The following is a 10744-nucleotide window of genomic DNA, read 5'->3' on the forward strand; positions in this document are numbered from 1 at the left end:
GCTGACCTTCTCCTCGGGCTTCTTGCGCGGCGGCGGTGAGAAGCCATCGTCGATGGACGCGCTGACCTTCTCCTCGGGCTTCTTGCGCGGAGGCGGCGAGAAGCCGTCGTCGATGGACGCGCTGACCTTCTCCTCGGGCTTCTTGCGCGGAGGCGGCGAGAAACCGTCGTCGATGGACGCGCTGACCTTCTCCTCGGGCTTCTTGCGCGGAGGCGGCGAGAAACCGTCGTCGATGGACGCGCTGACCTTCTCCTCGGGCTTCTTGCGCGGGGGCGGCGAGAAGCCGTCATCGATGGACGCGCTGACCTTCTCCTCTGCCTTCTTGCGCGGAGGAGGCGAGAAACCGTCGTTGATATCGGCGCTGACGTCGGGCTCAGGCGCAGCCTTCTTGCGTGGCGGCGGTGAGAAGCCGTCGTTGATATCGGCGCTGACGTCGGGCTCAGGCGCAGCCTTCTTGCGCGGCGGGGGTGAAAAGCCGTCGTTGATATCGGCGCTGACGTCGGGCTCGGGCGCGGCCTTCTTGCGCGGCGGCGGGGAAAAGCCCTCGTCGATCAGCGCATCGAGGTCCTTCTTGGTCTCCGGCTTCTTGCGCTTGGGCGGCGCGAAGCCGCCATCGAGAGAAGCGTCAAGCTCGGTATCGGCGTCGTCGGTCAAGGAGAAAACCTTCGTCGGGCCAGCCGGCGCAGGGGCGCTCATGGCGGCGACGAGCCCCCGCAGCAGCCATGCCGGCAGGGCGAGAGGAGAAGGCAGCGCAAAACGGCGCAGCCGGAGCGCGAGCCCCGGCAGCGAAATGCCAAAATCCAGCGTGCTCAGCGAAGCTCCGGCGGAAGCCTCGGCCATGACATCTGCCCCTCTCTAAAGAGATACCTCTCATCCGAGAAGGGCAGATGTACAGGGTCTAGCTTTATTGAGCCTTGCGCGCCCGGGCGGCGGTCGTGCGCAGCCGCAAAGCGTTCAGCTTGATGAAGCCGGCGGCGTCGCGATGGTCGTAGGCCACCGCGCCTTCCTCGAACGTCACCAGCTCCTGATTGTAGAGCGAGTAGGGGCTCTTGCGGCCGGTGACGGTAACATTGCCCTTGTAGAGCTTCACGGTCACTTCGCCGGTCACATAGTGCTGCGAGTGGTCGATGGCCGCCTGCAGCATCTCGCGCTCGGGGGCGAACCAGAAGCCGTTGTAGATGAGCTCCGCATAGCGCGGCATCAGCTCGTCCTTCAGGTGCGCCGCGCCGCGATCCAGCGTGATGCTCTCGATGCCGCGATGGGCGGCGAGCAGGATAGTGCCGCCGGGGGTCTCGTAGACGCCGCGCGACTTCATGCCCACGAAGCGGTTCTCGACGAGATCGAGGCGGCCGATGCCGTTCTCGCGGCCGAGGTCGTTCAGCTTGGCGAGCAGGGTGGCCGGGCTCAGCGCCTCGCCATTGATGGCGACCGCGTCACCCTTCTCGAAGCCGATGGTGATGGTGGTCGCCACATCAGGCGCATCCTCGGGCGAGATGGTGCGCTGGTAGACATATTCCGGCGCCTCGTCGGCGGGATCTTCCAGCACCTTGCCCTCGGAGGAGGAGTGCAGGAGGTTCGCGTCCACCGAGAACGGGGCCTCGCCGCGCTTGTCCTTGGCGATCGGGATCTGGTGGGCCTCGGCGAACTCCAGCAGGCGGGTGCGCGAGGTCAGGTCCCACTCGCGCCACGGCGCGATGACGGTGATTTCCGGCTCCAGCGCATAATAGCCCAGCTCGAAGCGCACCTGATCGTTGCCCTTGCCGGTGGCGCCGTGGGACACGGCGTCGGCGCCGACCTTACGGGCGATCTCGATCTGCTTCTTGGCGATCAGCGGGCGGGCGATGGAGGTGCCCAGCAGATACTGGCCCTCATACACCGCATTGGCGCGGAACATGGGATAGACGTAGTCGCGCACGAATTCCTCGCGCACGTCCTCGATGAAGATGTTCTCCGGCTTGATGCCGAGCAGCTCGGCCTTCTTGCGCGCCGGCTCCAGCTCCTCGCCCTGGCCGAGGTCGGCGGTGAACGTCACCACCTCGCACTTGTAGGTGGTCTGGAGCCACTTCAGGATCACCGAGGTGTCGAGCCCGCCGGAATAAGCGAGCACAACCTTCTTCACGTCGCGCGACATCTAGTCTCTCGAAGGCTTGAGCGGCTTCGCAGAGGCAAGCCGCCGGGGTTGGGTCCGAAGCGTCCCCGCCGCTGGCGGCGGGCCGGGGACACGAAAATCCGCGCGGACTATAGGCCCGCGCCACGCCGTGGCAAGTAGCGGGCGATCATCCGTCCAACCAGCGCCGCTGCGCGAGCTGCGGCGCGCGCGCCGTGCGCGATCCCGCGCCCGCCCAGCGCCACCAGACGATGCAGCGCGCGGCCCGTGCGCGCCACCGCCGCTTCCGCCTGCGCATCGGTCGGCGCGCCGCGCCGCTCGAACAGCCACCAGCGCAAGGCGACGATGAGCAGGATCACCAGCACGCCGGAGAACAGGGTGTCGGTGAAGAAGTGCCCGCCGAAGGCGATGCGCAGGCCGCCCGCCGCAAGGCCGAACAGCACCGCCGCCCCCAGCGCCACCGGCTGCAGCGGGCCGGTCACGAGGCTGGCCGGGGCCACCATCCAGAAGCCGAGCGCGCCCTCGCCGGAGACGAAGGAGCAGTTGCCGGGGCAGGTGCCGTCCGTGGAGTACCAGGGGGTGAAGGCGAGCTTGCCGTTGAACTCTTCCACATGCACCGGGCGCGGACGGCCCCAGTGCTCCTTCAGCACCGAGTTGACCAGCAGGCCGGGGCCGAGCGCCATGGCGAGCGCCAGCAGCAGCGCGGCGCGCGATGGCATGAACATGGGCTTTCCGGGGAACAGCAGCTTCAGCACCAGCGCCGCGAAAGCGGGGGCGCAGATCACCCAGGGAATGATGTTGCCGGCCTGCCGCAGCGTCTTGCCCCATGTGGTGGCGCCGATGGGAAAGGTCTTGTGGGCGGCGTCCCAGAACCAGGCGGTGATGGTCAGATCAAGGGCGGGGAAGAGGGTGAACAGAATGGCCACCGTGGCGCCCGCAATCAGGGTGAGGAACACCAGCCACCGCAACCCCGCTCTCCTTCAAGCCGGCCGGGGGCAACTCCCGGCGTCTCCATGAAATTTGATCTGACCCGTTGTCCGGGCGTCGGCCCGGCGGGATAGTCGGGACCGATGTACGCGGAGGAGACGGCAATGAGAAGGCCAGCCATCGATTTCTATTACGAGTTCTCCTCGCCCTATTCCTATCTCGCCGCCACTCGTATCGGCGCGCTGGCGGAACGGGCCGGAGTGCATGTGGAATGGAAGCCCTTCATGCTGGGGCCGATTTTCGCGGAACTGGGCTACAGCTCCTCGCCCTTCGTGGATGTGCCGCTGAAGGGCAACCACATGTGGCGCGACGTGGAACGGCTCGCCGTGCATTACGGACTTCCCGATTTCGTGAAGCCGGACCCCTTCCCGGTGAACACGCTGCTGGCCGCCCGCGTGGCGCTGCATCTGAACGATGCCTCCCGCCCGGGCTTCACGGTCGCGGCCTACAAGGCCATGTTCGCCAAGGGCTGCGACCTGTCCGACCGCACGGTGGTGCAGCGCGTGCTGGCCGGGCTTGGCCATTATTGCGACCATGTGATGGAGGCGGCGGAGCTGCCGGCCAACAAGGAAGCGCTGAAGGCCCAGACCCAGGCGGCGCGGGCTGCCGGCGTGTTCGGCGCGCCGAGCTTCGTGGCACAGGATGGCGAGTTGTTCTGGGGCAACGACCGGCTGGAGATGGCGCTGGCCCATGCGGTCGAGGCGGCCGGCCTGCCGGAGGCCTCCAAGGCTTCCTGAGGCCGGCGACCTATCCTTTCCCCTCTTCCCCACCTGGGAGAGGGGAAAGGCGCGGCCGGGCGCACGCGTTCCCAGGAGAGGGCTGATCAAACAGAAAACCCCGCGCGGGAAAGCCCGGCGGGGTTTTTAGCGTTCTGGTCCCGGAACCTGCCGGCCTCGCAGACCGGCGTCCCGCTCAGCGCATCGGCGGCGAGCGGTGGGTGGTCGCCGGGATGGGGGCGGGGATGAACAGGGTGGGGCGGAAGCCCGCAGTCCAGCCGGCCACCAGCCAATAGACCGTGCCGCCGACGAGACCTGCCGCCAGCATGTAGTCGGAGCTGACCACATTGAGGCCCGGTACCCAGCCGTGGGTATAGAAGAGCGAGGTGAAGAAGCCGCACAGCGCACCGTTGGCTGCCTGGAACATCCAGGAGCGGATGGAGAACCATTCGGCGGCGGCGATGCCGATCAGCATCAGCTTGAAGATGGTGGCCACCTGCGTGAGCGTGGCCAGCATGAGCAGCTGGAACGGCGGCTTCAGCGCCGCGAAGTCCGATGCCCGGTCCACCAGAAACGCGCCGGACACCTTGGGCGGCGGGGTGAAGGACATGGCGTAACCTGCCGCGAGGCTGCCCGCGAGGATGGCGCAGCACAGGCCAGCGAGAACGATGGCCAGGCGCTTCAATATAAGCCCGTGCGTATCCACCGTCGTCTCTCCTGATGAATCGTCTCCCTTATATGTAGGCATTGGCCCTGACCTGAAGCTTGCGTCAGACCGACGCGGAGCTGTCATTTTGCAGTATCCAGGCATGGATGGTTGACTAGGAAACAGACTGGATTTAATTTCCTAGTCAACCAATATGTGGCAGGCCATGCCGGACCCTTCTCCCGCCTCGCTTCAGGACCATCTCGGCTACTGGCTGCGCATGGTCTCCAATGCCGTCTCCCATGGCTTCGCCCGTCAGGTGGAGCAGGAGGGCGTGACCGTGGCCGAATGGGTGGTGCTGCGGGTGCTGTTCGATGCCACGCATCTGGCGCCCTCCGTGGTGGCGGAGCGCATGGGCATGACGCGGGGCGCCATCTCCAGGCTGGCCGACCGGCTGGTGGACAAGAAGCTGGTGGATCGCGCCACCGATACGGCCGACCGGCGCGGGCAGACGCTGGCCCTGACGCCCGCCGCACGCGCCCTCGTGCCCCGGCTCGCCGCGCTGGCGGATGGCAACGATGCGGAATTCTTCGCAGTGCTCACCCCGGCTGAGCGCATGGAATTCGACCGGATGTGCCGGAAGATCGCCGCTGCCCGTGGCCTGACCGGCGCGCCGACCGCCTGACGCTGGCAACAGCGTCGTCCGAAACGAGACCGACCGGAGGGGAGACCGCGCCATGGACGCGCAACGCATCGCCATTGCCGAACGCTGCCTCGCGGCAGCCTATGACGGCACCATGAGCTTTCCCGAGATTCTCGGCATGCTCGGTGCGGCCGGCATCGAGAGCTACATGGTGGATTACCGACGCGGCACCTCCACCTATTTCCTGCCTGACGGCGACAGCGTGGTGCTGGACGTTCCATCCGAGGAAAGCGGGGTGGCGGCTGCCTTCGATCCGCAGGGCCTGGTGTCCCAGATCCGCTGGGCGCAGGCCAATCCGCCCGATTACAGCTACCGGGCCTTCTGCGCGAACGTGAAGGCCATGGGCTGCGCGGGGTATCTCGTCTCGCTCAGCGGCCGGCGGGTGCTCTATTTCGGCCGCACCGCCGAACCCCATGTGGAGCATTTTCCGTGAGGAGCGGCACTGCGCGGGCCGGCACCGCTCAGTTGCCCGGCGGCAGCGGCGGGGGCGCCTGACGGGGCTGGGCCGGCATGGGCGGCGGCTGCACGGCTGGCGCGGGCGTACGCACGGGCTTCCAGAAGCCGGCGCTCCAGCCGGCCACCAGCCAGTAGACCAGCCCGCCCGCAAGGCCCGAGGCCAGGATGTAGAAGGTATCGGCCGGGGGGCTGGCCTCGCCGCTCACCTGCGGGAACAGCCACGCGCCGACGAAGGCGGAGAGCGCGCCATTGGTCACGTGGAACAGCCACGCGCGCACGGCGAAGGTTTCCGCCAGCAGGATGCCCGCGAGTCCGATCAGCCACATGACGCAGACCAGGAAGGTGACGAGGAAGGTGCCGGTGAACAGCGCCTCCATCACCGCCACCCAGGCTTCGGGCGGCAGGTCCTGCAACGGCATGGCGCCGATGCGCCACTGGCCGAACAGGATGATGGCCACCCCGGTCAGGACGGCCGCCAGCAGCCCGATGGGGATGACGAACAGGCGGATGAAGAAGCGAAAGGTGCTGTCCAAAGCTCAGACCGGCAAGTGACAGACGGCTTCGATATTGTGCCCGTCGGGGCAGAGAACGAAGGCGCCGTAATAGGATGGATGATAATGCGCCCGCAGGCCCGGCGCCCCGTTGTCCCGCCCGCCCGCAGCCAGCGCCGCGCGGTGGAAGGCATCCACGGTGGCGTGGTCCGGGGCCGCAAGGGCCACATGCACGCCGCTGATCGGCCCATCACAGGGGCCGATCCAGAACACCGGCTTGTTGCCGACGCCGAAGCCCGCATGAGGGACATCGCCGGTTTCTTCCGCGCTCACCTCCATCACGCACGCCATGCCCAGCGGGGCGAGGGCGGCGGTGTAGAAGGCGCGGGCACGGGCGAAGTCGGCGACCTTGATGCCGATATGGTCGAGCAGTCCGGCGGTGCCGGGGCTCATTCCGCCGCCGCTGCCATGGCGCGCAGCGCCAGACGTTCACGGGCGGAGAGCTTCTCGGTCTCGCTCTTCAGCTGGCCGCAGGCGGCCAGGATGTCGCGGCCGCGCGGCGTGCGCACCGGGCTGGCGTAGCCGGCCTGGAACACGATGTCGGAGAACTTCTCGATCGTCTCCCAGTCCGAGCATTCATATTTGGTGCCGGGCCAGGGGTTGAACGGGATCAGGTTGATCTTGGCCGGCACGCCCTTCAGCAGGCGCACGAGCGCCTTGGCGTCGGCCGGGCTGTCGTTCACGCCCTTCAGCATCACGTACTCGAAGGTGATGCGCTTGGCGTTGGAGGCGGCCGGATAATTGCGGCAGGCCTCGATGAGCTGGGCGATAGGGTACTTCTTGTTGATCGGCACCAGCACGTCGCGCAGATCGTCGCGCACGGCGTGCAGCGAGATGGCGAGCATGGGGCCGACTTCGCGGCCGAGCTTCTCGATCTCCGGCACCACGCCCGAGGTGGACACGGTGATGCGGCGCTTGCCGAGGCCGAGGCCGTCGCCATCAGACAGGATTTCGATGGCTTCGGCCACCGAGTCATAGGCATAGAGCGGTTCGCCCATGCCCATGAAGACGATGTTGGTGACGAGGCGCTCGCCTTCGGTCGGCAGGCCGGGGCCCACCGCGCGGTCGCGGCCGGGATAATCGCCGAGGCGGTCGCGGGCGACCAGCACCTGCGCCACGATCTCGGCGGCGGTGAGGTTGCGCACGAGGCGCTGGGTGCCGGTGTGGCAGAAAGAGCAGTTCAGCGTGCAGCCGACCTGGCTGGAGACGCAGAGCGTGCCGCGATCCCGCTCGGGGATATAGACGGCTTCCACCTCATGCGGGCGCTCGCCGGGTGTTTCGGAGGGCAGGCGCAGCAGCCACTTGCGGGTGCCGTCCTGAGACACCTGCTCCACCACGATTTCCGGGCGGGCGAGGCCGTAGGCGGCTTCCATCTGCGCGCGCAGATGCTTGGAGACGTTGGTCATCTCCGCAAATTCGGTGGCGCCGCGCAGGTAGATCCAGTGCCAGAGCTGGTTGACGCGCATCTTCCGCTCGCGCTCGGGCACGCCGATGGCGGCCAGCGCGTCTCCCAGCTTCGCCCGGTCGAGACCGGCGAGGGAGGGCAGCGGCTTGGCGGCCGCGGTGGCGGCCACGGGCGTCGCGGGGCTTTCGGCCACAGGCATTGGGGTCGCCGGGGCGGCGGCGATCACGTCGGAAGCGGGCATCATGGGCGCATACATAATGAAAAACGCGCCCGCCCGCTACGGCGATGCCGCATGGGCGGCCCGCATCCGCGCGGGAGGCGCATCCGGAGGTTCCAAACGTGCAGAGGCCCGCGCTCCGGAGAGGCGGGCCCTTGCAGAAGCGGCGGTGATCAGATCAGCGGCATTCCTGCGCGGCGCGGTCGAGCGCTTGGGCGATGCCGTTGAGCGAGTATTTGTCGGTGGTCTGGTTGCCGCGGCCGGAGAAGGACACCACCGTGGCGTCCTTGCCCTTGCGCAGGGCATCCACGAGGCGACCTTCGTCGGCCACGTTGCGCACCCAGGCGCCTTCCGCCTTGGTGTAGAGGTCGAAGGCCGTGGAGCCGATGGTGAGCTTGGCGTCGCCCTCGCGCATGGGGAAGCCCATGGTGAAGCTCACCTCGTTCTTCACATTCTCCCCCGGCCGGGTGCTGATGAAGATATAGGCCGGGTCGCGCTTCAGGCCGGAAGGCTGGCGGTCCTTCGGCTGGGAGATGGCGTAGCAGACCTTCGGCGCGCTGGTGCTCACATAGACGCTCCAGTCGCCGAACTGGGCGACGGGCTTGGACCCGGCCTGACCCTGGGCAGCGGCCGAGCCGACGGCGCAGGCCATCATGGCGGCGGCCAGCAGGGCGAGGCGCGCCGGGTGGAAGATTGCTCGGGGATGAGCCATGGCAACTCCTGAACGAGATAATGCGGTCCGCGCGCACCCACGCAAACGGTGACGTTGCGAGGTCGAGAGCCTCCCTAATGGGGGAGGCGGTCCAAAAAATGGCACATACAAGGTTTCCGTTTTGATTAATGTGGTTTCAGAAACCGCACAAAACACCGTCCTTACGGGTTTTTGATCGCGCTTCCCCTGCGGTGGGCGCGGCGAAACGACCGCTTCGGGTGCGTGTCACGCGAATCAGGCACGGGCTCCATTCGGGCCGTGAGGGGAGGAGAGGGCGAGCATGAAGGCTGTGTTGTGCGTGCGCCATGGACCCGCCGAGGAGCTTGAGCTTCACGATCTGCCAGATCCCGTGGCAGGCCCCGGCGAGGTGGTGGTGGAAGTGGCCGCCATCGGCCTCAACTTCTTCGACACCCTCATCATCCGCGATCTCTACCAGACCAAGCCCGAGCTGCCCTTCTCCCCCGGCGGCGAGTTCGCCGGCCGCGTGGTGGCGCTGGGCGCGGGCGTCACCCAGCCGCGCATCGGCACGCGGGTGTGCGGCTATGCCTCCTATGGCGCGGCGCGCGAGAAGGTGGTGGTGCGGGCCGACCGTCTCGCCGAGGTGCCGGACGAGCTTGATCTGGTGCGCGCCGCCGGCCTCATCGTCACCTATGGCACCAGCCTTTATGCGCTGCGTGAGCGCGGCGAGCTGAAATCCGGCGAGACGCTGGCCGTTCTCGGCGCCTCCGGCGGCGTCGGTCTTGCGGCGGTGGAACTGGGCAAGATCCTCGGCGCGAAGGTCATCGCCTGCGCCTCCTCCGCGCCCAAGCTCGCCTTCGCCCGCGCCCATGGGGCGGATATGGGCATCGACTACACGCAGGAAGACCTGAAGCTGCGCCTGAAGGAGCTGGGCGGCGAGGGCGGCATCGACATGGTGTTCGACCCCGTGGGCGGCGACCAGTCCGAGCAGGCGCTGCGGGCTCTGGGCTGGTGCGGGCGGCTGATGGTGATCGGCTTCGCGGCGGGCGAGATCCCCAAGCTGCCGTTGAACCTGCTGCTGCTGAAGAACTGCGACGCGCGCGGCGTCGCCTTCGGCACGCAGGCCCGGCGCGACGGCGCCTGGCTGACGGCCACCGTGAAGGAACTGCTGGGCTACGCCCATTCCGGCCGCATCTCGGCCCATGTGGACGCCACCTTCCCGCTGGAGCAGACGGCACAGGCGCTGGACGAGATCGCCGGCCGGCGGGTCAAGGGCAAGGTGGTGCTGACGACGGGGCTTTGAGGGCGGTTTAGGCCCGAGGACGGTTCTCGTCCTGCGAGGTGCGGCTCCGTTTTGGGCGAGAGCGGCGGGGCCGCTCTAGGTCGTCGTACTCCATGGGGCGTTTGCACGGGGTGCCGCGATATTCGTCAATCGAGCGGCGCCCGTTCTGGTCCTCGACGGTGACGAGGCATCGCCTGCCGTCCATGTCCATGCTGTATCGCGCCGTCAACTCGCGGAAGGCAGCGCCTGTTGTCCCGTGCCGCAGGCAAAGAAAGCCCAGGGCTCCCGCATAAAGAGAAATTGCCTCCGTCAGCGAAGCGGAAGCTGGGGCACCCGTTGAAGTGCCTGCGATGAAGTCGACGAGAATGTAACCTTCAGGGCTGCTGGCGGCTTCGCCGAAGACATCCGTCACGCAAAGGCCGATCATGAATCCATTACCGCACGCGAATGAATCCGCGAGATTGTGTGCAATGGATGTCAGCGCATCGAACTTCATTCCGGCAGCTTAGCGGAAGCCGGAATGCTCGCAACCGGCGCGGGGCTTACGCCTCGCCCTTCGCCCGCCGCAGCGCCTCTTCAGCCGCTTCGCGGTGCTGGGGCTTGATGTGGTTGGAGAGCAGTTGCAGCGCGCCGAACAGCACCGCTGCGTCGTCGCCGAAGCCCACCAGCGGCAGGAAATCGGGAATGCCGTCCACCGGCAGCACGAAATAGGCCAGCGCGCCGAGCAGGGTCGCCCGCACGCGCAACGGCGTGTCGCGGTCGAAGGCGGCGAAATAGGCCGCCACCGCATCGCCCGCGAAGGGCACGCGGGCCGCGCCGCCCTTCAGCTTGCGCCAGAAACCGCCGCGGACGCGCGCTTCATCGCGCGCGGCCTGATCGCCCTCGGAACCGGGCAGGTCGCTCCAATCGAAGGATTTGCCAGTGTCGCTCGTGCTCATGGCTTTCGAGATGGGGACCGCGCGGCCCGCATGCAAGATCGGGGAGCGGAGGAGGTGCCCGTGGCG

Annotated in this window: 13 protein-coding genes and 1 pseudogene; 4 read left to right on the forward strand and 10 right to left on the reverse strand. The window is 67.6% G+C overall.

The annotated features are described in order from the left end of the window. From IEW24_RS02415 to IEW24_RS02425, 3 genes and pseudogenes are all read right to left on the reverse strand, one after another. Nucleotides 1-840: pseudogene (locus tag IEW24_RS02415) on the reverse strand (hypothetical protein); the annotation flags it as partial. A gap of 64 nt (nucleotides 841-904) precedes the next feature. Beyond that, the gene (locus IEW24_RS02420; protein WP_188575068.1) at nucleotides 905-2131 is read right to left on the reverse strand and encodes an argininosuccinate synthase; all 1227 of its coding nucleotides are present in this window, start codon (nucleotides 2129-2131) and stop codon (nucleotides 905-907) included. A gap of 107 nt (nucleotides 2132-2238) precedes the next feature. After that, complete coding sequence (locus tag IEW24_RS02425) at nucleotides 2239-3075, reverse strand: phosphatase PAP2 family protein (protein ID WP_188575070.1); 837 nt, start codon at nucleotides 3073-3075, stop codon at nucleotides 2239-2241. A gap of 123 nt (nucleotides 3076-3198) precedes the next feature. Here IEW24_RS02425 and IEW24_RS02430 point away from each other — a divergent pair, with 123 nt between their 5' ends. Beyond that, on the forward strand, nucleotides 3199-3831 hold the full coding sequence (locus IEW24_RS02430; protein ID WP_188575072.1) for a 2-hydroxychromene-2-carboxylate isomerase: 633 nt from the start codon (nucleotides 3199-3201) through the stop codon (nucleotides 3829-3831). A 175-nt stretch (nucleotides 3832-4006) separates the two neighbouring features. Here the strand turns inward: IEW24_RS02430 and IEW24_RS02435 are convergent, their stop codons facing one another. Continuing rightward, nucleotides 4007-4516: a hypothetical protein gene (locus IEW24_RS02435; RefSeq protein WP_188575074.1), complete on the reverse strand. Its 510-nt coding sequence runs from the start codon at nucleotides 4514-4516 to the stop codon at nucleotides 4007-4009. 166 nt (nucleotides 4517-4682) lie between these two features. On the opposite strand from IEW24_RS02435, the gene IEW24_RS02440 reads away from it, so the two are divergent. Next, a complete protein-coding gene (locus IEW24_RS02440; RefSeq protein ID WP_188575076.1) occupies nucleotides 4683-5141 on the forward strand; it encodes a MarR family winged helix-turn-helix transcriptional regulator in 459 nt (152 codons plus the stop codon). Nucleotides 5142-5193: 52 nt separating this feature from the next. Further along, the gene (locus IEW24_RS02445) at nucleotides 5194-5592 is read left to right on the forward strand and encodes a DUF1398 domain-containing protein (RefSeq protein WP_188575078.1); all 399 of its coding nucleotides are present in this window, start codon (nucleotides 5194-5196) and stop codon (nucleotides 5590-5592) included. A 28-nt stretch (nucleotides 5593-5620) separates the two neighbouring features. Here IEW24_RS02445 and IEW24_RS02450 read toward each other — a convergent pair whose 3' ends face one another. From IEW24_RS02450 to IEW24_RS02465, 4 genes are all read right to left on the reverse strand, one after another. Continuing rightward, entirely contained in the window at nucleotides 5621-6148 is a 528-nt protein-coding gene (locus tag IEW24_RS02450) for a hypothetical protein (protein WP_188575080.1), read from the reverse strand. Between the two features lie 3 nt (nucleotides 6149-6151). Beyond that, a complete protein-coding gene (locus IEW24_RS02455; protein ID WP_188577274.1) occupies nucleotides 6152-6538 on the reverse strand; it encodes a VOC family protein in 387 nt (128 codons plus the stop codon). Nucleotides 6539-6555: 17 nt separating this feature from the next. Next, the gene (gene rlmN, locus IEW24_RS02460; RefSeq protein WP_373869992.1) at nucleotides 6556-7815 is read right to left on the reverse strand and encodes a dual-specificity RNA methyltransferase RlmN; all 1260 of its coding nucleotides are present in this window, start codon (nucleotides 7813-7815) and stop codon (nucleotides 6556-6558) included. 151 nt (nucleotides 7816-7966) lie between these two features. Beyond that, a complete protein-coding gene (locus IEW24_RS02465) occupies nucleotides 7967-8500 on the reverse strand; it encodes an invasion associated locus B family protein (RefSeq protein ID WP_188575082.1) in 534 nt (177 codons plus the stop codon). Between the two features lie 280 nt (nucleotides 8501-8780). Between IEW24_RS02465 and IEW24_RS02470 the strand changes: the two genes are divergently transcribed. Continuing rightward, complete coding sequence (locus IEW24_RS02470) at nucleotides 8781-9761, forward strand: NADPH:quinone oxidoreductase family protein (RefSeq protein WP_188575084.1); 981 nt, start codon at nucleotides 8781-8783, stop codon at nucleotides 9759-9761. Between the two features lie 7 nt (nucleotides 9762-9768). Here the strand turns inward: IEW24_RS02470 and IEW24_RS02475 are convergent, their stop codons facing one another. After that, nucleotides 9769-10236: a hypothetical protein gene (locus IEW24_RS02475; RefSeq protein ID WP_188575086.1), complete on the reverse strand. Its 468-nt coding sequence runs from the start codon at nucleotides 10234-10236 to the stop codon at nucleotides 9769-9771. A gap of 46 nt (nucleotides 10237-10282) precedes the next feature. After that, nucleotides 10283-10678 (reverse strand): YkvA family protein, encoded by a 396-nt coding sequence (locus IEW24_RS02480; protein ID WP_188575088.1) that lies wholly within the window; start codon nucleotides 10676-10678, stop codon nucleotides 10283-10285. Between the last annotated feature and the right edge of the window lie 66 nt (nucleotides 10679-10744).

This window comes from Azorhizobium oxalatiphilum (assembly GCF_014635325.1).
GTDB classification, from domain to species: domain Bacteria; phylum Pseudomonadota; class Alphaproteobacteria; order Rhizobiales; family Xanthobacteraceae; genus Azorhizobium; species Azorhizobium oxalatiphilum.